General features: G+C 42.8%; 19 protein-coding genes. All 19 read right to left on the reverse strand.

Annotated features, from left to right (window positions below; all coding sequences use genetic code 11):
• Positions 1–72: 72 nt before the first annotated feature.
• Positions 73–801 (reverse strand): hypothetical protein, encoded by a 729-nt coding sequence (locus tag XBJ1_RS08905; RefSeq protein WP_012988547.1) that lies wholly within the window; start codon positions 799–801, stop codon positions 73–75.
• A 240-nt stretch (positions 802–1,041) separates the two neighbouring features.
• Positions 1,042–3,675, reverse strand: coding sequence for a type VI secretion system ATPase TssH (gene tssH / locus XBJ1_RS08910; protein WP_012988548.1), 2,634 nt, complete (start codon positions 3,673–3,675; stop codon positions 1,042–1,044).
• Between the two features lie 43 nt (positions 3,676–3,718).
• Entirely contained in the window at positions 3,719–4,795 is a 1,077-nt protein-coding gene (gene tssG / locus XBJ1_RS08915) for a type VI secretion system baseplate subunit TssG (RefSeq protein WP_012988549.1), read from the reverse strand.
• Between the two features lie 57 nt (positions 4,796–4,852).
• Positions 4,853–6,727: a type VI secretion system baseplate subunit TssF gene (tssF, locus tag XBJ1_RS08920; protein ID WP_012988550.1), complete on the reverse strand. Its 1,875-nt coding sequence runs from the start codon at positions 6,725–6,727 to the stop codon at positions 4,853–4,855.
• Between the two features lie 19 nt (positions 6,728–6,746).
• Complete coding sequence (locus tag XBJ1_RS08925; RefSeq protein ID WP_012988551.1) at positions 6,747–7,301, reverse strand: type VI secretion system baseplate subunit TssE; 555 nt, start codon at positions 7,299–7,301, stop codon at positions 6,747–6,749.
• A gap of 59 nt (positions 7,302–7,360) precedes the next feature.
• The gene (gene tagH, locus XBJ1_RS08930; protein WP_012988552.1) at positions 7,361–8,914 is read right to left on the reverse strand and encodes a type VI secretion system-associated FHA domain protein TagH; all 1,554 of its coding nucleotides are present in this window, start codon (positions 8,912–8,914) and stop codon (positions 7,361–7,363) included.
• Between the two features lie 91 nt (positions 8,915–9,005).
• Positions 9,006–9,509, reverse strand: a complete 504-nt coding sequence (locus XBJ1_RS08935; protein ID WP_012988553.1) for a type VI secretion system tube protein Hcp — start codon at positions 9,507–9,509, stop codon at positions 9,006–9,008.
• Positions 9,510–9,674: 165 nt separating this feature from the next.
• The gene (tssC, locus tag XBJ1_RS08940) at positions 9,675–11,177 is read right to left on the reverse strand and encodes a type VI secretion system contractile sheath large subunit (protein WP_012988554.1); all 1,503 of its coding nucleotides are present in this window, start codon (positions 11,175–11,177) and stop codon (positions 9,675–9,677) included.
• Between the two features lie 3 nt (positions 11,178–11,180).
• Entirely contained in the window at positions 11,181–11,732 is a 552-nt protein-coding gene (gene tssB, locus XBJ1_RS08945; RefSeq protein ID WP_012988555.1) for a type VI secretion system contractile sheath small subunit, read from the reverse strand.
• 190 nt (positions 11,733–11,922) lie between these two features.
• The gene (gene tssA / locus XBJ1_RS08950) at positions 11,923–12,978 is read right to left on the reverse strand and encodes a type VI secretion system protein TssA (RefSeq protein ID WP_012988556.1); all 1,056 of its coding nucleotides are present in this window, start codon (positions 12,976–12,978) and stop codon (positions 11,923–11,925) included.
• Positions 12,979–13,140: 162 nt separating this feature from the next.
• A complete protein-coding gene (tssM, locus tag XBJ1_RS08955) occupies positions 13,141–16,656 on the reverse strand; it encodes a type VI secretion system membrane subunit TssM (protein WP_012988557.1) in 3,516 nt (1,171 codons plus the stop codon).
• Positions 16,657–16,668: 12 nt separating this feature from the next.
• On the reverse strand, positions 16,669–17,880 hold the full coding sequence (locus tag XBJ1_RS08960) for a DotU family type VI secretion system protein (protein ID WP_012988558.1): 1,212 nt from the start codon (positions 17,878–17,880) through the stop codon (positions 16,669–16,671).
• Positions 17,881–17,923: 43 nt separating this feature from the next.
• Positions 17,924–19,267 carry a type VI secretion system baseplate subunit TssK gene (gene tssK, locus XBJ1_RS08965; RefSeq protein ID WP_012988559.1) on the reverse strand — a complete coding sequence of 448 codons (1,344 nt, stop codon included), beginning with the start codon at positions 19,265–19,267 and terminating at the stop codon, positions 17,924–17,926.
• Positions 19,268–19,293: 26 nt separating this feature from the next.
• A complete protein-coding gene (gene tssJ / locus XBJ1_RS08970; protein WP_143827727.1) occupies positions 19,294–19,806 on the reverse strand; it encodes a type VI secretion system lipoprotein TssJ in 513 nt (170 codons plus the stop codon).
• A gap of 151 nt (positions 19,807–19,957) precedes the next feature.
• Positions 19,958–20,359 carry a DUF4150 domain-containing protein gene (locus XBJ1_RS08975; protein WP_012988562.1) on the reverse strand — a complete coding sequence of 134 codons (402 nt, stop codon included), beginning with the start codon at positions 20,357–20,359 and terminating at the stop codon, positions 19,958–19,960.
• A 20-nt stretch (positions 20,360–20,379) separates the two neighbouring features.
• Positions 20,380–21,042 carry a DUF3540 domain-containing protein gene (locus XBJ1_RS08980; protein WP_012988563.1) on the reverse strand — a complete coding sequence of 221 codons (663 nt, stop codon included), beginning with the start codon at positions 21,040–21,042 and terminating at the stop codon, positions 20,380–20,382.
• A gap of 14 nt (positions 21,043–21,056) precedes the next feature.
• Positions 21,057–22,130 (reverse strand): pentapeptide repeat-containing protein, encoded by a 1,074-nt coding sequence (locus XBJ1_RS08985; protein ID WP_012988564.1) that lies wholly within the window; start codon positions 22,128–22,130, stop codon positions 21,057–21,059.
• The gene (locus XBJ1_RS08990; protein WP_012988565.1) at positions 22,127–24,721 is read right to left on the reverse strand and encodes a DUF2169 family type VI secretion system accessory protein; all 2,595 of its coding nucleotides are present in this window, start codon (positions 24,719–24,721) and stop codon (positions 22,127–22,129) included. The genes XBJ1_RS08985 and XBJ1_RS08990 overlap by 4 nt, the downstream gene beginning before the upstream one ends.
• 34 nt (positions 24,722–24,755) lie before the next feature.
• Positions 24,756–26,672, reverse strand: coding sequence for a type VI secretion system Vgr family protein (locus XBJ1_RS08995; RefSeq protein ID WP_012988566.1), 1,917 nt, complete (start codon positions 26,670–26,672; stop codon positions 24,756–24,758).
• Positions 26,673–26,905: the final 233 nt, after the last annotated feature.

The following is a 26,905-nucleotide window of genomic DNA, read 5'->3' on the forward strand; positions in this document are numbered from 1 at the left end:
ATCAATCACCTCATCTTCACTCGTACTTTCTTTGTTAATGCGACAGAACCGTTAAATCCGTTATGCTACTGACTATTTTCTTTTGACTCGTTGGCTAACAAACGTATCAAATTCGCTGTCTGAATCTGAACGCTGAAGTCTTGATACTCGTTGGCTAACAAACGTATCAAATTCGCTGTCTGAATCTGAACGCTGAAGTCTTGATACTCGTTGACTAGCAAACTCATCAAATTCACTATCTGGATTTGAAGATTTAGGTTTGTACCACCTATACAAACCATAGGAGGGATCATGCATCAACTGTCTCTCCCTCTCCTCGAAATAATAGTGACCACCTATATCTGTCTTATCAATAAAATGACGGTTTATATTGGGTATTGAATGAAATTGCATCGTTGGATAAACTCGTGTGCCTCCTAATGAGCCTTTAACTGGCATATTGATATAATTAGCTAATTTTTGAGCAAGATTATTTGCTCCAGAGTAGCAAGCTATTATTCTGACACATTGGATATTTTTCCCTCTATTTTTTATATCAGTCAATAATGCATTGATTGTTTGGCAAAAAACACGCGGATTCATTCCAAAACTATTCACATATGCTCCCGCAAATAATATTGGACTGCCCACTGGAGAGCTGTGTCCTATAATATTGAGCCGATCTCCCGGTTTATGTTTTGGTGTATCTAAAAAATAATGAAATCGCTTCTCCTGATGAAAAATCACCTCAACCGTTTTCTGCAGCAGCACATCACTAGGCATTGCTATAATATTGGAAATTGTGTGCCGATATTCTCCCATAACTCCCCCTACATTAAATTCAGCTTTTAATATATGTGACAGACACAATCTGCAAATGCAACGATACGCCAGAAATAGTTCATGCCAACCCAATGTATTCCGGCAGGCTGGCTTCACCTGAAAAACCGACTTGTTGCAAATAATCAGAATGAATAATTTTACTCAGAGATGGATGACGTGATTAGGGCGATGACCTTAAAACATCAACAACCCCTAATAAATATTCTCTTAATCACAAGTTCATTCCATGAACTGGAACTGAAACTCACCTTGTCCGAGAGAGACTTGTAATTGATGATATTGCTGACCATTCGCGTTAGCAGAGAGCAAGAGCTGGCTGATCTGCGGCAGCAAGGAGTTGGTCAGGATAGCATCTACCATACGGCCACCTGATTCGATTTCTGTACATCGGCCAACGATATATTTAATCATGGGTTCATCAAATGTAGCTACAATGTCATGGTTTTCCAGTAAACGTTTTTTGATCCTTGCCAATTGCAGGTGAACAATACTTGTCATCACATTATCACTCAATGGATAGTAAGGAATGACAATCAAACGTCCGAGTAAGGCAGCAGGAAATACGTGCAGTAAGGGTTTTCGCAATGCGGTACTCAGTTTTTCTGGATCTGGAAGAGGAGCCTGTTGTAAACACAGCGAACTCACCAAATCAGCCCCAATATTGGATGTCAGGATAATAATGGTATTGCGAAAATCAATGTGGCGGCCTTCACCATCTTCCATCCAACCCTTGTCAAAGACTTGAAAAAAAATCTCATGGACATCAGAGTGGGCTTTTTCAATTTCATCCAGTAAGACCACACTGTAGGGACGCCGGCGCACGGCTTCGGTCAATACTCCCCCTTCACCATAACCCACATACCCCGGTGGTGCCCCTTTTAAGGTGGATACCGTATGGGCTTCCTGAAATTCACTCATATTAATGGTGATAAGATTCTGTTCGCCACCATATAGCGTTTCCGCCAATGCCAGCGCGGTTTCGGTCTTACCGACACCGGAAGGGCCACATAACATAAACACCCCCACCGGTTTATTGGGATCATCCAATTTTGCCCGTGAAGTTCGTACCCGTTTTGCGATCAACTCTAAAGCATGGTACTGCCCGATAATACGTTGGTTGAGTGTATCCACCAAATGCAATACCGCATTAATTTCGTCTTTTACCATGCGGCCAAGAGGAACCCCCGTCCAGTCTGAGACAACGGCGGAAACAACATTGCTGTCTACCGAAGCAAAGATAAGGGGGATCTCTCCTTGTAACGTTTTTAATTGTTGTTGCAATGCTATTAGCTCTTCATGCAGGGCATTGGGATCATTATGCTGTTGTTGATGAAAGGAGGGGGCATAAAGTTGAGTTTGCAGATGAATAATTCTATTAATCAAGGAGAGTTCTTGCTGCCAGCGGTTTTCCAATTGAATAAGTTGTTCTTCCAATAGGGATAGCGCATTGAGGATGGTATTTGACCGTTGCTGATCGCCTATCCCCATTTTTGCTTCTCGTTCAACAATTTCTAGCTCAATCTTCAAGGCATCGATTTTATGTCGGCAATTTTCCAACTGTGGTGGTTCAGCGTTTTGGCTAATGGCAACTCTGGCGCATGCCGTATCTAATAGAGCTACAGCCTTATCGGGTAGCTGACGAGCGGGAATATAGCGATGGGAAAGCCGTATGGCAGCTTCAACGGCCTCATCCAGTAGGAGAACACGGTGATGTTTTTCCAGCGTCCAGACCAGACTGCGTAGCATCAAAAGTGCCTTGGCTTCATCGGGTTCATGAATTTGGACGACCTGAAAACGCCGGGTGAGGGCCGGATCTTTTTCAATATATTTCTTGTATTCAGACCAGGTGGTTGCTCCAAGCGTTCGTAACTGACCACGTGCCAGTACGGGCTTAAGTAAATTGGCCGCATCCCCCGTTCCCTGTTGCCCGCCTGCACCGATTAATGTATGGATTTCATCAATGAATAAAATGATCGGAAGGGGGCTGGATTGCACTTCGTCAATCACTCTGCGCAAGCGGGATTCGAATTCGCCCTTGATTCCCGCCCCGGCTTGTAACATCCCAATATCCAATAACCAAAGTTGCACATTTTGCAGTGGTGGAGGTACCTCATTTGCGGCGATCCGCAATGCCAGCCCTTCAATGATGGCGGTTTTTCCTACCCCAGCTTCACCGGTCAGTAAGGGGTTATTTTGGCGGCGGCGCATCAAGATATCGACAATCTGGCGTATTTCTTCATCGCGTCCTGATACGGGATCAATATCACCATGGCGAGCCAGATCAGTGAGATTTTGCCCATATTGCCGCAGGGCACTGTCAGAGGATTGTGGTTTTGTCGGTTGGGAATGATGAGAGGGTGGTTCATTCTCCGGTTCTTCACTGCTATTACCGCAGATGGCGTTGAAATTATCTATTAACGTATCTGCATTGACTTGTTCAAACTGTCGGGAAATGGCTTTCAGGGTATTGTACAGATTGAAAGTCTTTAACATACCAATCAGCCAGTGCGCGGTACGGATCTTGTCAACACCAAATTTTAATGATCCATATACCCAGGCACGCTCTACGGCACTATCAATATGTTCGGAAAGATCAGAAATCGCACTGGCTCCACGTGGCAGGCGATCCAGTGCTGTAATAATATCTTTTGCCAGCTTGGCTTCATCTAATGCAAAGTAACGGATAACCGATTGTAAATCACAGTCTTGTTGCTGCATAAGCTGGTGCAGCCAATGGACTAACTCGACATAAGGATTACTGCGTAGTTTGCAGAAAGTTGTCGCATTTTCCAGTGAGGTGAAGAGTACACGATTGAGTTTACCAAAGAGTACAGAACGGCTGATTTCTGGCATAAATATACCCGCAGCAATATTGGTGTTGAAGGAGGAATAGGTTTTAATGCGTCTTGCAGGATTTAGGGTTGTAGATTAAGTCATCATAATGGCTTGATTTGTTAACCTTACCCAGCCAGCTATTGAGTCCCAATTTCCCCGTTTCTGACAGGCGCATTTCGGTGATGTCTGATTTATCAAGTATCAGCCTAATATCCCAGCCGTACTCGATACCTAAGTATTGATAAACCCACTCACGCACTTGTTGAGATTTCGTCTGTTCAGGCAGAAACATGTCGTACTCTGCCTGAGTTAATGGCCCTAGTTCAATACGGAATTTATGTTGAATATCATGTATTGCAATGCCCAAAATGGCGGACTTACCTAAACAGGGCACATGACGTCCTGCTGCCAGTCGCGCCTGATCTTGCGTTTCAATCTGCAACCATTGTGGAATATTTTGGATAATTTTTACGGGAACCTTGAAATAAAAAAGCATTATTTTTTTCAACCCTTCCGCATTATGCCTCTGGCGGGAAAGATGGCCGGACAACGCGTAATGGGCATGATTGTTAATAGAGTTACGGGTAATGTGATTGTGATTGACCGGGTTGGAATTCTGCTGGGCTGACAATCCCATCCCTATCAGGCAAGCCATATAATGACAAAACTTCTGGTTGTCAGGTCTATCTAATGATGAGGTAGGTTGTGCATTGGCCCAGGCTCGATAGAACAGGAGTATCAGCCGATGGTGAAATAGATTGGTAAAGGCACCCAAAGTGGGATCTTGATAATTATATTCCCGTGAATAGGTATATTCAGTCAGGTGCAGAGGTAATGGGCCATTGGGACCAAATAATCCGAAGCTGTAAATAAGTACTTCGTAGAGTTTTGAATTTTTTAACTGATGGACTGTGGAAATTGTGGAAGGTGCGAATGCCATTGACGCTTTTTGTCCCAAGCGCAAAGGTTCATAGCGTGGTAATGGGGCTGTCCCTAATCGGTAATACCCTCCCGCTTGGGCATCAATGCGACGTAGGGTCTGGAACAGATCAAATTGCCAGGGGGCTTGGGTGAGTTGTTGCCAAAAATACTCTGGCAAGCGGCATACACGATGAATGGCCGTAATATCTGTTTTCATATTCAATTCCCATCTTCTCGCACATTGTTACTTTGTGGGCTTGTCCCCACACATCACTTATATTAACTTCTTGCTGCCCATGCGGGCAGGCCAGAAGCCAACTTGTCCACGTTGCTGGCTATACAGTGTCATTTCAGTAAAGGCGTTTATGGTGACCAAACGCGAGAATAATTTTTCCAGCACACTGCCTAAAAGCCACGGGCTGGCGCCGGCAAACTCCTGCTCATCGACTTCGAGTTTAATGCTGACACCACGGGCAAAGACGATAAGGCCAGTATCGGGCACTCTACGATAGACTTCTTTTAATGAGCAGTGTCGTATGCCATTAATCTGGCGTACGACTGCTGGCTCAGCAAGGTCGGCATAGAGACTTAATAGCTGTCGTAGCGTCTGGGTGCCTTCTTCTTGGTTTTGATCCATAAAATTCATGTAATTAATTTGAAGCTGGCTGATTAATTTCCATGATACAGCCCCTTCAGCCAGAGCAGGGCGAGGGATGGTCGGCCTTTTAATAAACTCAATTTTACTGATCGGGATGGAGTCCAGCATGGCAAAGCTATTGATATCTTTTTGCCGCAACATTGCGGGTAGATCTCGGTTAGTACACATCACATCGGCACTCAGATACCTTAATGTATCAGGCCACGGAGAGTGATGTTCATCCACAATAGAGATAAATGTTTCTGTGCCGATATAGCTCGTGCGGGTGCCATAATGATGGGCGTGTTCAGACAATATGCGTGGCTCCCGGCGCAGTGAAAAATAGGCACCGTAATTATCAGGATCATCGCTATTAGTTGACCAAAAAGGACGAAATATACGCTCTTGCTTATGTTGTGCATCGATACCGAGTAAACGTTGCACGGAAAAAATTTCGTAATCTAATGGACGGGTGTTATCCACGACCAGATGATATTCATTGGTACTTTCATCAACCGTCAATCGCTCGGTCATTTTGGGAAATAAATTGATCACAGGTGTACAGTTCAATGCCAGATAGGAAATATCGATCAGGCTTTCCAAACGGCTATCGGTTTTGTTTAAGAGCAGAATAAGTTCGAATTCAACGTCTTCCTTGGTCTCCTTGAGCAAAGGTTGCATACCACAAATACTGAAAAATCGAAAACGTGCCGGAAAGGCAAAATATTCTTGAACCTGGCGATATCCACTGAAATTACGGGGATCATTGGGTAAGAGGGCTTGCTCATCATCAAAACCTTCATGATGTGGAGCAATGTCAGGCAATGTCAGGTATTGTGGGGAGGCTCCCTGAGTTTGGCATACCATCCCAACCGAGTGCTCCATTATCAGTTCCAGCAGTTTTTGGGATTGAATATCTGGCCCTGAAAGAAAAAAGGTCAGTTTATTAAGATCCAAATCGTGGAGAAAGAGCTTTCCCTTACAGGCAAGGCGGATACGTAATGCACTGACTGCACCATAGTGATGAAGGTTTAAACCCACCAGAGGAAAATTGGCGGGGATCTTGCCAAGCTCAACTTTTTGTAGTTTCAGCGGTTGTAAGATGACATCCTGAGTCGTGGAATATTGCAAGGTAATGCCATCGTTCTCCAGAGACTGGCAGCGCATAATCGAGCCGTGTGGCACCAGAAAACCGTGGCTGATATCTCCCTTACTCATGTCTGGTTGGAGTTCTGTAATGGCCATGGAAGGGGTGGGAGCCAGATAATTGGGATAGAGCATTTCCAGTAAATGCTGGGAAAAATGCTGAAATTCGGCATCCATTTTTAACTGGATGCGGGAAGTCAAGAAAGCAAACCCTTCTATCAGGCGTTCAACATAGGGATCGGCGATATCAATGCCATGCATGCCTAATCGATTGGCAATTTTGGGGTAGCGTTCCGCAAACTCTTTACCCATTTCACGTAAGTACACCAACTCTCGGTTATAGTATTCCAATAGTTTGCTATCCATGATTCTCCTCTCAGGTTTTTTATCCGGCTTCTTTCATGGTGAAATAACCGTGTTCTAGATCGAGGTTACTGCGAAACAAAAATTCTATTGGCCAGGGGATACACCACAAAAATCCTTTTATTTCGATGGACAATGTATTGTATAGAGACAGTGAACGAATATCGGAAATGCAATTAACTTGCAGTTCATTGGGAATAATACGGGGTTCAAAAATATGGATCGCTTTAATGATTTTATTTTGGATATCACTCCATTCAATATCGGATATATTTTTACCCGCCAGTGGTGCTATGCCAAAGTTATAAGCAGAGCGCTGTATTTCAGGGAAACAAGAAAAATCTTGATTAGGTTCTTTATTAATGCTGTTGAGTAACCATTGTAAATCCCGCAGGACATTTTGCCGAAAGGTTCTGTGTGATAATAAATAATTGTTCATGTTTTCTTTTTTCTTATCAGGTTCATTGTCAGTAAGCCTGTCAAGCAAAGAAGACTGCATCCTATCTCTGGCAGTTATGCGTGCAGGAGGTTTTCGAAAATGATAACCGCCATGTAATAAAGTAATATTATCTTTCATTATTATTTATCTACTCATTAATTATCGGTTATCTATTAAATGTTGTTATTGTGCGGGTGTTATTTTTTATCTTTGTTCTTTAATTTATCTTGTGAGTGTTTATATCGGATAATTTCTGACTCATAGGCTTGCCGAAACTGTTCACCAAATATAGTGTGATCCTGTTCAATTTTTTCCATATTTTTCTGATAATGTTTGGTGAAATAGTCCCATAAAGCAGCTTTATACGTTGATGATAATGCCAAACGAGGCAGTCTGCCGGCAGCTTGTGCTTTTTGTTTAACCACTAAGGGATCAAATCGTTGTAACATCTCTGCCGTAATAGTGCGTAAACCGGCAATCATACCCAATTGATGTGCTTGTAACTCGATTAAAATATCTCGTGTTGCCTGTTCTGCTGACATAAATCCTGGCATATGTTCGCCAATCATTTGGATCAGCACCGCTTGACCCGAAGGAAAAAGTGCAAAGGGATTGTTGCCATCCACCAGAATCTGGGCAACTCCGGTATCAGTCTCATATTTCAACTGTGTGCGTGACGCATTTAACGCTATAATGCCTTGTGATAACTGGCTAAGTAATTTCCCCAGTTTATACAGGGTATGCCCATCAAATTGCAGGTTTTGGAGATGATTAAGCCCCATACCCTCCAATAAAGCGGCTAAGAGTTGACCCTCTAATTTAACACCTTCTTCGGCCTGATCGGGTTGATGGGGATTAGGCGGATATGTCACTGGGTCGATATCCAAGTGTTCATTGTTATGACGGTGGAAAGGGGGATCACTGGCACCATATTGAGGGTCAGAAGAGCCTGTATTAGCCTGTGCGACCAAAGGTTCAGCATTCTCCATTACCCAATTTAGCGGCTCATCATGCAAAATCCCCCGCCGATGTTTATCGGAAAATAGAATCAGGGGATCAATTTCTGGTTTATCGCGCTGATTGCCCTGCTGCAATAAGGTACTGGGCGTACTGTCATTGAGAATATTTTCCTGCTGGCTATCCGTGTTTGCATTAAACATCGTGATTGGATCCGTGGCACGGTGTTGCAAGGAATCCAGATCAATTATTGTTTCCATCTGTTCGAGAGGGTTTATTGGATTACGTTCCTGATGCCGCTGAGGTTTTATGAGTGGATTATTGTCATTGAGTGTCTTAGCAACTTGTTGGGGAGTCTGAGGCATGCTTTCATCGGGCGTAAACGTGTTCTCCAATCCATCCCAAATTTCACTGGGAATATCTTTGCGAATTGTTGTCAATGGTGGCGTGTTCACACTATTCGTATTATTCGAACCTTGGTTAATATTAATGACTTGGATTTGGTAATCACCGATATTTAACGTATCACCATCGCGTATTTCAATCCTCCGGTCGGGAGCGATGGGGATGGTATTTAACAAAATATCAGAGGCAGCCCCCCGATTGGTCATACGACATTCTCCATCGATGGAAACAGATACAGTGGCCTGTAAACGAGCTATAGCCTGCCCTTCATCGGGCAAAATCCAGTTATTATCTGGGGAGCGGCCAATTGTGCCACCGGGTGGCATAAAATCATAACTCAGTTGTTGCGGCTGGCTTGTACCAATATTTTTAACAATGGTGAATCGCATAATGATAGATGCCTATTATTGGTGGGAAATAACCTCCCCTAAGGGAGGTTATTGGCCGTATTATATGAGAAAATAAAATAAATAATGAATATTATTCGATGACATTTTTTTCAAGATCCCAGGTCCAGGTGGTTTCAGCCTGTTTTTTACCTTCATAATCTGCTGGCGTGTAATTGAATTGGAATTTTTTCATTTTTAGGCCAACCGTGATGACATTATCGGAAGGCTGTCCACTGCCGATTTCAGAAATATAAGTATTGGTAAGTTCATATTTAGCCCATATTGCCGGTTCATTATCGCCAATGAAGCGAAGTATATGAATTTTTGTTGTCTTAATATGTTTACCCGTGACAGCATATTTTTCTAAGGCGCTTATTGCTTTGTCATAATTAATATGAAGCATGAAATGGCTTAAAATACCTTTACCTGAACCCCAGCTTCCTATATCGGTTAAGCCATTAGCAGGGTTAATTATGGCACGACTAATAAATTGGACACCGATCCATTTTTCATAACCTTTAGTTTGCGATTCACCCTCAATGCCCTCGAATTGAACGAAAGAATGAGTATTATACATGGAATTGAAATCAGACATAATTACACCTCAAATTATATTTATTATAACAACAATGAATAATGAATAATGTTGAATGCAGAACAACAGTTTTAATTTATGTGGTAACAGTGATGTGTTGATGGGAAATTAAAGATGAAAGACAATAAGATTATGGTTGATAATGTTACTCCTAATATTAGAGAACTAAGTGCTTTTTAATGAAGGTAATCTTGATACCAGACGTAAAGAAACGGTTAATCCTTCTAATTGATAATGTGGGCGTAGGAAAAATTTAGCGTGATAATATCCTGGGTTACTTGGGATTTCTTCTACTTGTACTTCTGCGGCAGCCAAGGGTTTTCGTGCTTTGGTTCCTGCAGAAGAGTTGGTCGGATCACCGTCAACATAATTGATTATCCAGTTATTAAGCCAGTTCTCCATATCATTACGTTCCTGAAATGTACCGATTTTATCGCGGACAATACATTTTAAATAGTGAGCGAAACGACAGCAGGCGAATAAATAAGGTAGGCGAGCTGAAAGATTTGCATTAGCGGTGGCGTCGTGGTCGTAATATTCAGACGGTTTCTGCAATGATTGTGCCCCAATAAAGGCGGCCATATCGGTATTTTTACGATGCAAGAGTGGAATAAAACCATTTTTAGCCAATTCAGCCTCACGGCGATCACTAATGGCGATTTCGGTGGGGCATTTGATATCAACCCCGCCATCATCGGTTGGGAAAGTATAGCAAGGCAAATTTTCTACAGTACCACCGGATTCTACGCCATGGATAGAAGTACACCAGCCATATAATTTAAATGAGCGGTTGATATTAACAGCCATAGCATAAGCTGCATTGGCCCAGGTATAGTTACTGTGGGTAGGGCCTTCGGTATCCTCCTCAAAATTAAAATTATCGACAGGATTTGTTTTATTACCATAGGGCAGACGGGAGAGAAAACGGGGTAAAGTTAATCCCAGATAACGAACATCTTCCGATTCACGCAAACTATGCCAAGGGGCATATTCGGTATTTTGGAAAACTTTGGTGAGATCCCGTGGATTAGATAACTCTTGCCAGCATTCCATTTGCATCACACTTGGTGAGGCGCCCGAAAGAAATGGACAATGCGCGGCGGCACTAATCTGAGCCATCTCCCGTAAGAGTTCAACATCGGGTGCGGTGTGATCGAAATAATAATCTCCGATAAGGCAACCATAAGGCTCACCGCCAAACTGGCCATATTCCGCTTCATAGATTTTTTTAAAGACAGGGCTTTGATCCCAGCTCACACCTTTGAAACGTTTTAGCGTACTGCCCAACTCTTTTTTGGAAATACACATAACACGGATTTTTAACATTTCATCGGTTTCCGTGTTATTGACGAGATAATGCAACCCTCGCCAAGCCCCTTCCAACGCTTGGAACTCATCATGATGCAAAATATGATTAATTTGCTGTGATAGTTTTTTATCGATCTCAGTAATCAGGGCTTGAATGGTTCGGTAGGTATCACCGGAGATTGTGACCGTATTTTCCAGCGCCTGTTGTGCCAATGTAGTCACAGCACTTTCCACAGCGCTTCGTGCCTGGTCGCTTTGTGGACGAAATTCTTTATTCAGCAATACACTCAGTTCATCAGGGGTATATTCTTTTGAGAGCTGCTCTTGCTGAAATTCAGTTTCTTGTTCAGTCGTACTCATGAATTACTCCTTATTTTCAGCCTCTTCTGTGTCGGTGATACTCTCAGTATCAGCAACACCTTCGGTGGGTTTTGGTGCATCGGCCAGTGATTTCAGCAGAGCAGGATTTTGCAGGATATCGGCGATCAATTGTTCTGCGCCGCTTTTGCCATCCATATAGGATAATAGGTTTGCCAGTTGGGTTCGCGCCTCCAGTAACTTAGCTAGGGGTTCCACTTTTTTAGCAATCACATCAGGCTGAAAATCTTCCATTTTTTCAAAAATTAATTCGACATTCAGTTTCCCATCATGGGTTAGTGTATTGTCCACCTGGAAAGCAACACGGGGCTGTGTTGATTTCATGCGTTCATCAAAATTATCAAGATCAATTTCCATGAATTTGCGGTCATTCACTTCCGGTAGAGCCTCTAATGTTTTTCCTGTTAAGTCGCTCATCACCCCCATAACAAACGGCAATTGAATTTTTTGTTCTGAACCATAAAGCTCGACATCATATTCAATCTGTACGCGCGGAGGACGATTTAGAGCAATAAACTTTTGTCCACTGGATTTCATGACAAATTCTCCATTACTGGCTAATAATTAGCTAATTTAATCGGATATATAGCAGTCGCCTTTCAAGATGCGTGATATCTCCCCGCGTAGCGGGGAGATATAAACACTTACATGGGTTTGCAAGCGGCAACTTGAAGTTGGATGGATATAAAACGACACATGGCTTGATAGATTGTTGAAAAAACGACGATTAATTCGAGTCAAAATTGTCTGAGCGACCAAAAATGATTTCGAGCTGGTTGAGTCCATCTGGGGCAAGATCATAAATAATGTCAACGAAATCACGATCAATCAACCGCTGAATACGGGCAATCATATGTGGGGCAGGGTGACTGGGTTCATTGACGACAAAATAGTTTTTAGCCTTTTCTAGTAACATGCGTGCTTCATCACGGTTGCTGGCTTCAATGGTATGCCAAGAAGCAGATACCGCATGGGTTGAATATGTAGATGCAGGCGTTCTCTGTTCCGAACATGTTGTTGAGTCAAAAATATTTTTGGGATCTGTCTCCTTATCGCGATGCCTTGTTTTTGAAAGGGAAGGGCAAAATTCAATCACTTTATTTAATTGTTTTAATAACCAAGACAATTCAGAAACATAACTTTCTGAGAATGCCTGACGAATAATGTCGAGTATTGCAATGAGGTGATCCCGAATACGGATCACGGCCAAAACTTCAGGGCTACTGGCCTGCTGCTTTAACTCCTCCTGTAATCGGGTTCGCCCGCCAGTATAGCCGCTGATTTCGTTTATCGTGCCATCCAATAATGAGCAAACCTCCAGCAATGACAACTCCTTTGACGTGTTCCGCAACAGAGTGGAATATTGCGCTTGCAACGAAAGAGGAGAATCGTCCTCAATAGCGGCAAGTATGTTGAGGCGAAATTGGGGATCATATTCCCCCTCAAACGCTAATTTCGGCCAAACTTCATCCCAATAACGTTCCAGTGTCTGCTGGAGCAGATTAAGGCCGTCTGCGTAGCCACATAATCCCCGCATTTGCAACCATGATTGTATCAGTGCCATGATGATGCGCAGATCTTTGGTCCGCCTCAGTAGGCTAATGGCTTGTTTTTCGGCCTGTATCCAGTCAGGTGTCTCCGCTGGAATAGTGATATCACCAAACTGCTGTTCCGTTTTTCCAAGCAAGGATTGCTCTAATGCCATAAATTCAGGATCGTATTCCAGATTTTCCCCACAAGGAGATTCGATGCTGACGGGTTCGAGTAAGGTTTCGATGTTCATAATAGGGTTTACTTTTTCTGATAGTTGAAAATGAAAATATTGATGGTTGAATATAGCCGTCGCCTTTCAAGATGCGTCTTATATCTCCCGCACAGAGGTATAAACACTCACATGGGTTTGCAAGCGGCAACGTGAAGTTGGATGGGTATAGGCCATCTATTTTTATGAATTAATCAGCTTGGGACAGACGAAAATGGGAAGTTGAAACGGGCTGAGAATACTGTTTGGAATAAATTCCAATGAGACATGATGGCCTCTGATATTAAATGTCACACGCTGGCTTGTATGATTATTTGTGGCGGGTTTTCCTGCCGCGAATTGTTCATGGTCAATTAAGCGATTTAATGCCCACGGGCCGGAAGTGATGAGACTCGCTGTTGTCCCATCATCTAAATTTAATTGGATACGAGCCTGATTGGAGCCGTTTGGGCCAGGCCAATTGAGTGACTGCGAAACTTGTGGGCCGTGGCTATATTGCAATTGCTGACCATCAACATCCAGTATCATACTCAATATCTCTTTATCCATATTTACGGTGCGGACGATGACCCGAAATGAAGGGATACGCGAGCCGTCGCTGAATAAAGTATCTCGAATGATCTGGGCTTGTTGGAATGGCAGGAGTAACTTGTGACTTTCCGGTAATGCTTTTGCTTTGCTATCCGTTCCCAGTATAAGGCGCCAGTTTTCGTGAGATGTATCGACTTTTCCCACCAGATTTTTTTGGAAAAAGCTATCCATGATCCCCGTTTGTGGCGCAAACATCCGAGCCATATCATCCGGTCTGATATCATCAAGTGCCCACGGCGTCAGCGGATAGCGGTTGGCAATCGCTTGATGACAAAAGCCTTGGACTTCTGTATTCAGCTGCTTATTGAGATTCTTTACGTTACTGGCTTGTGTATCACTGTTAGCCCCCATTGCCAACGAGGAAATGATGCCCTTGAATGGGATCGGCAACCGCTCCGCCGTGGCTTGGAGTTGGGTGATAATTTCATCCGATGGCGCGGGTATGCCTATATTGGTAGCATTTTGTACTGAATCCAGATATTCGTGTAATTTGGCAAGTTGACTGAGAACATGATCAAAAGGAATTTGCTTATTTTTACCGTCTGGATTGTTTGCCAATGCAGTAATTTGGGCAAAATGTTTTCTCAATTCTTGTTCCGGGGTGGGGAGGTTATCTCCTGACATGAATGGATTAGGTACGACTTTTGTCAATGAATCTGCTTTACGGCTGACCAACTCACCGATTTTTTTATCAAAATGGTTATCGCTTAACCTTTCATCCAGATTGACATTCTTACTGATATTAATGAGCAGATTGCGCATGGGAGAAGCATTTGAAGCCAGAAACTGGGCTATATTAGAACGCTGCTCCAGGCTGTCAATATTGTTTAGACGGATGTCGAACAGAAATTTATCCCATTGTTCAAGATAATCATGGAGATAAAATTGTCGTACTAAGAGGGTAAGCTCTCTTGGGGTTGATATTTCTGCATACTGGCCCAGTATCCATGCATTTTGACTGTATAACTTATCGATGAGGGTAGTGAGATTGTTACCTATCCCCATTTGATACCCCGCCGGAGTAAACATCCCCGCTATATTAAGGGTAATCGGTGTACCGTTGATGCGTGAGAAAACCAATCCGGCTTCTGGGCCAGCAAGCGTTGTTAAGCCGACTGGCGATAAATTGGGGTTATCCGATAGTTCCTGTTTTAAATGGATATAAACGAGTTGTGCTAGTGGGATCTTGCTAAGTAAAATCTGTTTTTGTTTTATCAGTGGGTTATCACAAACATAAGGGAAAGTAACGATCTGATATTCCAATAATTGGCGCAGATGCCCCTCAATTTGGTGTAATTGTGTCGGTGAAATAGTGGGGGGTAAATGAGCCTGCAAATATTGCATCACCCAACGATGTAAGAACTTACCGTCATAATGTTGGGGCTGACATAACATTTGATACGCTTTCAACGTATTGTAAGTGTTATATATATTATCGCTGTTGGTTTGGTGCAATTGAGACGTTATTAACCGTGCGACTTGCGGTAGCAATAAGGTTTGTAATGTTTTCGTGTACAGAGTCAAACTGGCATCATTGATCTGTTCACCATGATACAAGCCCATTTGGTATGACCAAGGGGGAGCATCAGGAGAAAAATATTTACTTTTTCCCAAATCCGCCACTTTATTCAAAATAGGCAGTAAGGCATAAATATCGATGTCGTTGCTGATCTTTTTTAATGCTGCACTTTGGCTCAGAATAGGGAAAATTTTATTTTGAACTTCTGTCAGGTAATTTTTATTGTTGCCATAACTGCTAAAAAACAAGGTGATGATTAACCCCATGATCGCAGCCAGAATAATATACCCCAGCCCTTTTAATAGACGGTTTCTGTACACCCACCAACGATTTTGACCGGCAAGCCCCGCTTCCTGAAAGAGCGTTTCCAGCAGAGTTTTCAGAAAATATCCTTGATGAATAGGCTCTTCCTGTACGCTGCTAGTGAAATAAAGCCCACGTGGTGAATAAGGAATATCAAACCCTGATTTAGCGAATGCAATTTCAAGATGCTGAGCAATTAAGGGTTGCAGTGCGGCAAATTCTTGCGGAAACAGGTAACTTTCAGCACATTGCTGAAGATCATTCAGGTGCAATAAAATATGGGATAGCTCTGCATTTAATCGTGTCTGCAACAACCCATATTGCTGTGCAAAAATGTCCTTCAGATCCCAGCCTGTTTTGTTCCACGGGAAATTGAATCCCCAGATTTGATCGCGCTGTGTTTTGTCAAAATGGGCAAAATAAGCCCCAAATCCTTTCAGTAAATCAATCTTGGTAATGATGACATAGATTGGAAATTGGATCTTGAACTGAGCCTGTAATTCTGACAATCGCCTGCGTAATAAATAAGCGTGTTGATCACGTACTTTCTTTGAGGGGTTTAATAAATCCGCTACGCTAATGGTAAGAATGACGCCATTTAGGGGCTGGCGTGTGCGATATTTTTTCAGCAAATTGACAAAACATTTCCATTCACGGGCATCTTGTTCGTGCCGTGTATCCTGAGTGGTATATCGTCCGGGTGTATCCAGTAAGACAGCCTGATTGGTGAACCACCAGTGACAATTATCGGTTTCTTTTATCTCGTTTGAGGAAAGCGTTTCGAAATGATCGGATAATGGAAAGTGCAAACCAGAATTTGCCAGAAGGGTTGTTTTCCCTGAATTGGGGGGGCCAATCAGGACATACCAAGGTAACTGATACCGATATCGACGATCGAAAAAAGGTTTCCATTTTGGCTTATATTGGATCTCTGAACCATAAAAATAGGCATTTTTCAGTAGTCGTAAGGCATCAGAAAAGTGTTCTGATAAAGGGGAATATTGTGAATTTCGTACTTGTTCACCCTCGTCATTGCCTCTGTTTAATGGGGCAGAAAGTTTTTTATTCAGCCAAACCTGATATAAGTGAGACGCTAACTGGATAAAGAGCCAGACAAAATATAATATGGCAATGATAATTATTCGTACCGTACTTGATCCAAGAGGTATGGTATTACCGATAGAAGTCATGGGACCAATAAACCAGATAATGGAAGAGATGGCGGTGATGCCGAGGAAACTCCACATTAATCGGCTGGTAAAAATAGCAACAATGGCGCTCAACATATTTCCGTATTCTCACGTTGTCTGATGTGTAGGGGAAATTAACAGAACGATTTCAACCCGTCTGTTTTTAGCTCGATGACTGGGCGTATCGTTTGGAAATAGGGGATCACTTTCTCCTCTTCCTTCTGTTCTTACCCGTTCAGGGTGATCCAGATATTTTTCGAATTCCCTTTTTACTGATTTGGCTCTGGCGAGTGATAAGGCATAATTGGATGAGAAGCCGGAGCTATTAATGGGAACATCATCGGTATAACCAATAACTAAAATTTCCCCCTTGATGTTGTTTATTGTCTCAGCAATATGTTTGATGACGGGAAGTTCATTGTTTTTAATTTGAGTGGAACCCGTATTGAACAAACCATCGCCTCTTAATGTGACGATACTTCTATCCGCTAAATTCGTTACATTTAATAATCCCGCAGCACTTTCACGTCTGAGCATATCCTGTAAATTTAAGACCGGCGGCAGGAAAGAAGAAACGTGATCATCAACGGACATATTGGGCAAATTGACTTGATATATTTTCGTCAATATTGGGCTGGTTATATTATCCAACTGCCAATTCAGTCCGATATACAGAATACATGCAATAAGACAGGTCATAGCGATAAAGGACCAAACAGGGAAGGAAGATTGGCAGGGGCTATTTGGCGCGACGATTTTTTGCAATGCTGGTGATAATTCAGGCGGATAATTGCCACGAACGGAATAAATTAACTGGAACAGGCGCTGTTTCAAGGTTTCCAACTGGGTTCGCCCATTATCCATGACACGATAACGCCCTTCAAACCCAAGCTGGAGACAAAAGTTAATGAGTTCTAACAACAACAGATTTTTTTGGGGACTTTGGGATAACGTCGCTAATAACTGGAAAAGTTTTTCCCCTCCCCACGTTTCGTTGTGAAACGTGACCAGCAATCCACTGCCGGACCAGACACTGCGAACGCCCCACGGAGTCAGTGCTGCCGCTTCATCCAATGTGGTGCACAGACAGTAACGTGCACCGATAATGACTTCATAAGGCAATTTGGCATATTGGCATTTCAGTTCAAAGTGGCGAATTTCATCGATCAGTTTTCGCCGTAGAACGGTTGGATCCGGGGACTCGGTATCATGGCGGATCTGAGGAATGCTATTTAATAGAGGGTTAGCGGCAGTGACTAATGGATTATCCCAAATGTCGCCAGAAAGCTCCGTATGCCTGTTGGGAGTGTTTGGAGTCATAGGCGTAGTGACCTCTGTTCTTTTGATTCTGATTGTTGAGGCGTCAACTTTTGGACTGATTTCTAACAGCCCAAAATTCCATGTGCAGACCCGGAAATTCACCTGCCAGATGTAACGCAAAACCACCGGATTTTGCCATCTGGCTCCAGAGTTCACCCTCTTTTTCTAACTCAAAATAGAGGCAACCGGAATGCCAGGGAATTTGTCTGGGAACGGATGGCATTGCACTGATCGGGATACCGGGTAACTGTAACTGAACCAGTTCACGTATGCGGCCAACAGGGGCAATTTTCATCTGTGCCGGAAAACGGGAGATGAGTGTTTCTTTCGGCGTATCGGCATAAACGGCCAATACAAAGCTGAATGTATTTAGCATATTGGCGTCAGTTAAGGTCGCCACATTCAGCCCATGAGAATACTCAGTCAAAGGCAACTGGAGAGCGTGTTCTTCCAGAATAATGGATAACCCTTGGCGTAATAAAAACATGAGGTGGTTGAAACAGACTTGCAAATTGTCATGGTCATAAATCGGAAGTTTATCTTCTGGTATTCGTGATTGGGAAAAACTTGCCAGTTCGGTGGCAAATTGCAGCCATTCACTGAATAACCGTTCTGGATGCAGTAAGGGAATATTCCGGGTATGGCTCACTTGGCCGCTATAACGATTGACTAATGACAAGAAAAGAAAATACATGATTTCCGAACTATTTTGTTGCCCCAATTGTAACAAACACTGGCTTGTCTGTTGGCGGCGTTGCTCCAGTAATCCCTGTAAATCATTAATAAAACTGACAAGTTGTGGATGTGCATGGCAGTTGAGTAAGGGCGGAATGAAGCGTGAATCAAGGAGCAATTTATTATCACGGGTTCTACTGATAACATGCACAATACTGAGTGACGTCCATTCCGGAGTCAGATCTGATTCCAACATCAGCCGCAGGCGCATTCTGCCAAATTGCACGGTGGTACTTCCGACTGACATGGCATTAAAATCATTGACCTCGGCGTCAACGCTGACAAAACGTGCCATAGAGTCTTTTCTTTCCTGAAAAATGATCTCTTCCCTTCCTCCGCGAAAGATCGGCAGTGCCAATACGACATTTTCTCCAGTTTGATTTTCTGCAAGTTGTAATGGAACAGGGGCGTGCGCCTCGGTAAAATTAAAGGGTGTCCCGTCAGGAAAAATTCCACTGGCTGATGCAACCATGACCTTGCCCTGTTCGAGTAATGATTGATCTAACTTTAACGTTAAAAAGCCCCAGTAATATGGCCTTTGAGCCATACCCCAATCGCGGACATAAGTCTCCAGATAGTTTTCGGCCTGTTGAAAGTGGTGAGGGCGTAAGAACATGCCTTCTGTCCAGATAACTTTTTCTGATCTGCTCATATAGTTCCTTCTCTTACGGCATAACGTTAATTGCATTTATCGATGAAATTTAGGCCATTGGCGGTGACTTGAATGCATATATCTAATGTGTCTGGCGGTGATGTCCAAAATTTATAGAAAGCGGGAGGCTCAGGAATGGGAACCGGTAATGCGATACGCCATTTTTTCCCATCCAATTGCTTATATTCAGCAAAAATGCCGATAGAATTGGCTTCTGGTATGTTTTTTTCCAACAAGAAATATTTGTGCTGAAAAGGCAGTAAAAAAAGTTGCTCAGAATTAATCAATTTATTACCCAGTACAGCCTGAGCATGACCTTGCAGTGAAAAAAAATCAGCAGACATAAACTCTGAAGTCGATTTCAACAAAATAACGTGTATTTTCAGCGGAGCTGAGTCATTCACATTATTTGTGGCACGAAAAATCAATTGATAAGGGGGCGATTTTTTCTGCTCGGATGATGAACACCCTGTTAATACGAAGATGTTAAATATTATTAAATTAAATACGAGTACGTGAAGAAACAGTATTACCATCATTGCACACTTGAAATTTAATCGACATCTGTTCGCGAATTTATGCCCAATTATCTCGCGGGAGAATGTCTTATCACTGCAAGGTGGAGTTGTGTGGCTGGCATTTTTTATATTGACCATGAATTTCCCCCATCTTTACAAGATGCAGGGGAGATCATGCCCCTGAAATATCGACCTTTGTCTGGCTGGGGACGGCACGTGATCCTACCGAATTGGTTGAATTCTGTAGGGTAGGGCTTGATAGCCGGGTTGCCGGTGATCCCTTAATCAAGACGCTATTGGCTCCAAGCGTATGGCGGGAGGGTCCCATCACCGTCCCGGACGCAACGCCCAAATCCACCCCCAGATTATCTCCATTCGTCATGGCAATCATTGTCGCCATGTTATGGGCTGGACTTCCCATAAAGAGAATATTGACCGTGCTGGCACAAATGCCATTCGTACCTTGTGCAATATTGAGATACACCATCGGTATTGGGGCACCTAGAGGGCATGGGGTTAGGCAGATATCTGGGATGGCCAGATCTATGCCACCGCCTTGGGTATTAGCAAACATAATGTTTCCTTTTTATTCTTTCATCCAATGTGGACCTGTTCAGCATCTATTTTGGTGATTGCTTTTGCGGTTATCACGGTATTTTGGGCATGTAGTCGCATGTAGTTTTCTGCCTGCATATCTAATTGCCCTGCATGCACTTGTTCTGTTTGCGTAGTATGGCGAAAAAGACGATGGCTCAGCTGAGTTACAGTTTGCCAAACGGATTCAAATTGATTGCCTATTATCTTCGAGACGGAGACCCAGGCAGACAAGGATCCACCACTGTATTGCATTTCATTAATATGGCAATTTCCATTTTCGGCGGTGATATTTAACCCGTTACTGCTCAGGTTCAAATTCCCCTGAGCCATAATGGATAAATCGCCTGATACCTTGATTACAGCCGGATCTTGTTGCTCTGCCCGTTCTAATATCGCCAGTATCCAGAGTTGTTCATCGGCTTCTACAAGTAGCACCCTGTCACCCATTGCAGGAGCCAATAGGCAACTGGAGGCTTGTCGACAATGCCACCCATAATTTTGATTTTTAACCATTAATTTGCCGTCCTGAAAGATATTGACGACTTGGCCGACAATTTGTTGCGATGGGAATGGACTGGATTGTTTCGTCTGTGGTTGTTCTGTATATCGTTGTTCCGTAACAAGAGTCGATGAAGAAAGCGCGTAAGAAGATTTCACCATATTGATTCTCCAGCTTAAATCTTACGTTGACGTTGTTGTGTACTCCACTCTTCAGCAGCAAACAGTTCAGGATCATTTTCCAATATGCCCTGACGGTCAGAGAATAATGCTCCAACTTGTTGAGTACGATGAAAAAGCGTTCTCATAAAATGTGCTGCCCGAAAGTCGCTGTTATTCATGTTGGCATAAGAGAGATCAGCATAGGTCATATCACAATTCACAAATTGTGCGTTGACAGCCCGTACTTTTTGCATGATGGCTTGTTGTAGCTGACTTTGCCGAAAATCGGTTCGCTCAAGGCAAGCGCCAATAAAAATAGCTCCATTAAACAGACTGTTATGGCAGCATGCACGCGTTAAATCGGCATTGATGAATAACGCTTGGGTTGCATTGACATTCGAAAGCTGGGCGTCTTGCAGAGAGCTTCCCTTAAAATTGCAATGGGTCAAATTGGATTGATTAAAATTCACTGCATCAAGTTGATTATCTGTAAATTGACAGGCCTGAAATTGCAATTTTCGATAATCTTGATCACGGTGGTCACATTCAAAAAAAAGGGTTTTCATGAACTGACTGGCATAAAAATCCGTTTTTCTTAAGTCCTGACGAAAAAAGGTGACCAGAAAAAAGTGACTATTGCGTAATATTGCGTAATGCAATACTGAGTTGATAAAGGTGGCGCGATCAAATTCATTTTCAATAAAATCAGCATATTGCAATTGGCAGGATGAAAACTGGGTACTGTTTTGTTTTGTGACTTTAAACTGTGTTTTTTTTAAGACGCATTGGTCGAACACACTGGCGCTCAGTGTGGCCTTATTGAACACAGCACGTATCATATTACACTGTTCAAACAAGGTCTTTTCACACCTGACGGAATTGAAAACCGTTTCTTCAAACAAGCATTCAGTAAAGACTGACTCTTCAAGAATGGCATGGGAGAAGTTGGCATTTGAAAAGTCTACAGCCCAGAACCTGCCTCCTGATAAGTTTTGTCCAACCAGCGAGATCCCCTGCAAATTGACTTGTTCAATGACGTCTCGCTGTTTGATCTTAGCTATAATCTCATTAACTGTCAGCATACTCATATCACGTCCTGATCACGTTTGGGTAAGGTTTTGAGACGTTGTGTATAGGCATGATGAATCAAGGTGGAGTCGTCTATGATGGACTGGGACATATCAGCGCGGAACAGATTAGCTTCGCGTAAGTCAGTGCTACAAAAAGTACATTTCTGCATAAAAGCGCCGATCAGGTTGGCATTATTCAACAATGCATTCTTAAAATTCGTTCTGATAAATATACTTTGGGTGGTATTTAAATACTGCATATCAGCCAATTGGCAGTTGGCTTCGCTAAAATCACTGTTATTCAGTGTGGCAGAGTGGAAAGAGGCTTGAACTAAAGGTGTCTGGCGTAAATTACATTCCGTTAATGTGGCATAACTGAAATCAGCATGATTAAGCACACTTTTCATGGTAAATACGCAGTTTAGCAGTTTGGCTGATCGAAACCGGATTGCCACTGCTTCGGTTTCTATCCATGAACAACTGTCGAGTACAGCGTGATCAAAAATGGCGTTCTCCAGCAGGCAATTGATAAAGGAAACTTTATTTAAGCTGGCATAGCTAAATTTTAGAGCAGGTAGCATCATCTCAATAAAAATGCAGCCTTGCCATTGCGAGTGTTGGAAACGACAGTGTTTGATGAAGGTTCTTTGTAAAAACAGATCCGTGAAGATAGCATGATTAAATCGGCAATGGTTGAGCAATGTTTCCTGCAATTGTGTTTCTTTAAAACTTGCCGCTGAAAAATCGCTTTGTTCACATTTTGCCTGTGCCAGACTGGCATTATCCAGTTTTGCACCATATAGGGAAGCATGGCATATCTCGGCTCTGGCTAACATGGCTTCACTGAAATCTGCGCCATCCAATTGGCTGTTATTGAAACAGACACTTTCCAGCAAACTACCGGAAAAATTGGCTCCTTGTAGATCCATTCCTGATAAGTCTGCTCCGGTAAAATCCATTGCACGGAAATCGCCCCCTTCCCGCATAATACGCTGGACTTGCTTGCGAATAATTTGTGACAGATCCCCGGTCAAGCGCAGGGCTGGCGGTTGTGTCTGTGCAGAGGCCAGATACATTTTATGCAGGGATTGTTCAATCTGTGTCAGTTTTTTATCGTTAAGTTCTATTGATTTTGGCTCAACTTGTTTTTGACTTTCTTGCTGTTGGTACAAGATATCCCGTATTTGGTGGAAGTTTTGTGGCCCTCTGGGGGTGTTTTGCATCGCTACCTGCTCCACCTTAACACCTTGCTCTTGAGCGATTGTGCGAATTTTTTCCCGTTGCTGCTCGGCTGCAATATATTTTTGGGCAGCTTCTTGCTCTATTTTGTCTACAAATTCAGGTAATTCATCCGCTTTGGGATTAGCGGGTTGTTCAATACAGGGAGTTATTAGTGTGCTGATATCTTTTCCATATTTCGCCATGCGCTCCTTGTGTTGTTCACGCAGGCGTTTCTCGCGATTTTGCAAATTCTCCCTCAAAGGACTGCCATGCTCCGATTGCTCTGTATCTATCCACGGGCCAATAATGCTTTCAGGGATCAGGTCTTTTTCTCGCAGGGCATATAATGCGCCTTTTTCTTTCTCTGTACGCTGGTTAAGTACTTGAAGATAGTCATTTTCTGAGTGTGCTTCGCTATTGAGTTCTATTGCGGAGAGCATGTGTAAAACATCAGTCGCATCATCTTCATTAACGCGTGTGTAACCATGCCAAATCAGGATCATCTGTTCCCGATGAGGGAAAAACCACACCGTCGTATTGCGCATGGCAATCTCTTCGAAAATATCTTCGTCAGCACGCAGCCGTTTGATGAAACAACGCGCCTGCCACGGTGGCAGCTTGCCTTCTTGCATAGGTTTTTCAGGATGCATATTCCAAATACGCCATGCTGCGTTTTCTGGTAGTGCCTGATAGTGTTCCCACCATTGATCAGGGGGAGCAGCATTAAACAATCGCCAGTCGATATCACGGGAAAAACCAGGGAATTCATTTTCCAGCCACTCTTTGTCATATTTTTTCCCTATACGGGTGAAACGGCGCGGCCACCCAAATTCGAGGGGACAAAAACTCGCAGGATTAGGGGTATCCTGCGGTGACAAAAGTTGTCTGTTTTGGTCTTCTACATTAGGTAATCGATGAGTTTCGAGGCCATTTTCCTGTAGTTCTGGCGTAAAGCCGATCCCATATGGATTTTCTTCATAATTTTTTCCCCCGAAAGCACGGCTCCAATCCAACCGCATCTGTTCAAATGCCTGCGGCGTGGATGGCTTATCGCCAATCCAATGACGATCGCCAGAGACAATAAGTGTCTTATCCAATTGCTCTATCTGGATACGTGCAGAACACGTGGTTTTATCAGGCTGGTGATGAGTATAGGCATAGCCCGTTGCAAGAAATTCAGCGGAAGATTTAGGGATGGCGAGATCGACAACGCTATTAGTGGTTTTCAGTTCAGCCTCTGCAAGTTGCCAAAGTTCAGGCTCAGGCCGCAGGCGAGGGGAGGCACCCATATCAGTTAAAGCCATAATGGAGACACCAAGATAGTGATGTTGCCGCCAGTAATAAGGACGATGTAGCAGACTTAAGCGCAGAGGTTTGATAATTTTCATTGAAAGCCCCGAATAAATCTTTTTAATTGAGCTATTAACCCAATAGAATGAGTCCCGCCGTTATGGAAATCTTTGCTGCACCGTTAATATCTATTGTGGTACTCGATGCCAAGGACAACTTGCTTGCTTTAATTTCGGCGTTTCCTGTCACTGACTCTTTCTTATTCCCCGTAATATTCAGGTTGTAATTTCCACTGATGTTGTTAGCAAAATTGCGTCCAACCTCTAACTGATAAGAGCTGCTGATTTTTTCTGATTTATCACCCGTGATATCTGCTTTATATCCGTCAGTAATTTTATATTGAATACCACCACTGGTGACTTCGACTTCCTTGCCATTGGTCACGGTAGTTTGTTGTTTGTTTTTGATCTTTGTGATAGATGCCCCATCAATGGAAACGGTTTGATCGTGTTCCACTGAGACTGTCATGTCTTTCTCGGCATGTATTTCGAAGGATTCTTTTCCTTGAGCATCATCAATCAACAAATAACTGGCATTATCTTTTCCGCCCTCTAAACTCCGTGACATTATCCCCATTTTGGTGGCTTCTGCGGGTAATTCCCAGGGAGGCATATTGTTTTGGTTGAAACTGCGCCCCACAACCAATGGTTCGTCTGGGTTGTTATTAATGAAATTGACGATAACTTCTTCCCCCACTCTTGGCACCTGAATTACCCCAAACTTTGATCCCGCCCAATTGTTGGATACCCGTATCCAACAGGAACTTTTATCGTCTTTTATATCGCTTCTGTCCCAGTGAAACTTGAGTTTGACTCTGCCATGTTCATCAGTCCAAATGGTTTTGCCGCTTGCCCCGACAACGGTAGCTCGTTCAGTACCTGCTATGGGCCATGATGTTGTGCGAGGAGCACGCCAGTTGACTTTAGCGGGGATGGCGGTGAACTCAGTGATAATTTTATTTATGTTGTCGGCATCAACCTCATTGTCTCCCAGAATATAGGGATTTTCATGAAACTCATAATTGGCACTGACAATAAGATAGTCGCCGTTGTCTCCATCCCGCAGGGCTTTTGATAATGTGAAGGTGTAGCCTGGCGCAATGCCGGATTCTACGCTTTTCGCTTTTATATACAGATCCTGCGCGGTATAGGATTGTTGTAGTACTCGGACATAAAATTGTCCTTGCGCATTTTCGGTATAATTCCCTGGCCACTCAAACAGCTCTGTTTTTGGCACTGTCGGATCTGGATTCTGCTGAGTTTCTTTTAGCTGTGCATTTGGCTTAAGGAAGTTATAGTCACTCATGGTATAGAGCTTGGGATTGATTGAATAACTTACAATCCAGTCGTATAGATAATATTTGTCTTTGTTTTTCGGTGAAAAATGGCTTGGATAATATTCAATAGAAGCCTGCTCTGGTAAGGCTGAATGGGATTGGGGGGAATCAGCCAATATAAGCGTGTGATCATTCTTATCGTGTTGGAAATAGTAATAAATTCCTTCACGTTCCATTAACCGACTTAAAAAATCGAAATCAGTTTCTTTATATTGGGTGCAATATTCTAATGGCTGGTATTTCGCATTGAGTTCATTTTTAAACTTTATTTTATATTTATTAAGAACGTCTGAAATAATTTCAGGCACCGTCTTTTTCTGCCAGATTCTGAAATCTTTGTTTAAAGTGAGAATGAACAACTCAGGCTGGATAATCACCTTATATAAATAGTAGTAATGGTCATAATAATCACAAATAGTGGCTTCACGGATAATTCCACTTAAAAAGCGGGGTTTTTCTGAAATATTTGTAGAATTTTTTATCTCTATTGACAGGGGTTTGTTTCGTAACTCTTTGATGTCAAGATCCTTCTTTTCACTGAAAAGCTCCACTTCAAAACTATAAATAGTTGATAATTTTTCCCTTCCTTTCAATGACTTAAATATCAGGGATTCATCGCCTAATGAGGAGTGAGCTATAATGATCCTTTCCATTGAAATCTCCTTGTGAGACCAAAGCTACCGCATGAGCCTTTAGGTTAAGGTCCAGAAAACAAATCAAAATACTTTGTCTACTGATTGTTACGATTAACCCAGACAGCCATTATTTTGATTGCAAGAAGGTATTAATCTATATGCAATATTTCATATAAAAAACTATTTTGCAATAAAATTACATCGGATGTTTATTTTTAGTTATTGGCAATGTGATTGTGTGAATAAGGGAG

The organism is Xenorhabdus bovienii SS-2004, from assembly GCF_000027225.1.
Classification (GTDB): Bacteria; Pseudomonadota; Gammaproteobacteria; order Enterobacterales; family Enterobacteriaceae; genus Xenorhabdus; species Xenorhabdus bovienii_C.

Excerpts from the sequence above, each read along its gene's own strand:
- XBJ1_RS08905 (WP_012988547.1), bottom strand. The coding sequence starts at position 801 with ATGGGAGAATATCGGCACACAATTTCCAATATTATAGCAATGCCTAGT.
- tssH (WP_012988548.1), bottom strand. The coding sequence starts at position 3,675 with ATGCCAGAAATCAGCCGTTCTGTACTCTTTGGTAAACTCAATCGTGTA.
- tssG (WP_012988549.1), bottom strand. The coding sequence starts at position 4,795 with ATGAAAACAGATATTACGGCCATTCATCGTGTATGCCGCTTGCCAGAG.
- tssF (WP_012988550.1), bottom strand. The coding sequence starts at position 6,727 with ATGGATAGCAAACTATTGGAATACTATAACCGAGAGTTGGTGTACTTA.
- XBJ1_RS08925 (WP_012988551.1), bottom strand. The coding sequence starts at position 7,301 with ATGAAAGATAATATTACTTTATTACATGGCGGTTATCATTTTCGAAAA.
- tagH (WP_012988552.1), bottom strand. The coding sequence starts at position 8,914 with ATGCGATTCACCATTGTTAAAAATATTGGTACAAGCCAGCCGCAACAA.
- XBJ1_RS08935 (WP_012988553.1), bottom strand. The coding sequence starts at position 9,509 with ATGTCTGATTTCAATTCCATGTATAATACTCATTCTTTCGTTCAATTC.
- tssC (WP_012988554.1), bottom strand. The coding sequence starts at position 11,177 with ATGAGTACGACTGAACAAGAAACTGAATTTCAGCAAGAGCAGCTCTCA.
- tssB (WP_012988555.1), bottom strand. The coding sequence starts at position 11,732 with ATGAAATCCAGTGGACAAAAGTTTATTGCTCTAAATCGTCCTCCGCGC.
- tssA (WP_012988556.1), bottom strand. The coding sequence starts at position 12,978 with ATGAACATCGAAACCTTACTCGAACCCGTCAGCATCGAATCTCCTTGT.
- tssM (WP_012988557.1), bottom strand. The coding sequence starts at position 16,656 with ATGTTGAGCGCCATTGTTGCTATTTTTACCAGCCGATTAATGTGGAGT.
- XBJ1_RS08960 (WP_012988558.1), bottom strand. The coding sequence starts at position 17,880 with ATGACTCCAAACACTCCCAACAGGCATACGGAGCTTTCTGGCGACATT.
- tssK (WP_012988559.1), bottom strand. The coding sequence starts at position 19,267 with ATGAGCAGATCAGAAAAAGTTATCTGGACAGAAGGCATGTTCTTACGC.
- tssJ (WP_143827727.1), bottom strand. The coding sequence starts at position 19,806 with ATGATGGTAATACTGTTTCTTCACGTACTCGTATTTAATTTAATAATA.
- XBJ1_RS08975 (WP_012988562.1), bottom strand. The coding sequence starts at position 20,359 with ATGTTTGCTAATACCCAAGGCGGTGGCATAGATCTGGCCATCCCAGAT.
- XBJ1_RS08980 (WP_012988563.1), bottom strand. The coding sequence starts at position 21,042 with ATGGTGAAATCTTCTTACGCGCTTTCTTCATCGACTCTTGTTACGGAA.
- XBJ1_RS08985 (WP_012988564.1), bottom strand. The coding sequence starts at position 22,130 with ATGAGTATGCTGACAGTTAATGAGATTATAGCTAAGATCAAACAGCGA.
- XBJ1_RS08990 (WP_012988565.1), bottom strand. The coding sequence starts at position 24,721 with ATGAAAATTATCAAACCTCTGCGCTTAAGTCTGCTACATCGTCCTTAT.
- XBJ1_RS08995 (WP_012988566.1), bottom strand. The coding sequence starts at position 26,672 with ATGGAAAGGATCATTATAGCTCACTCCTCATTAGGCGATGAATCCCTG.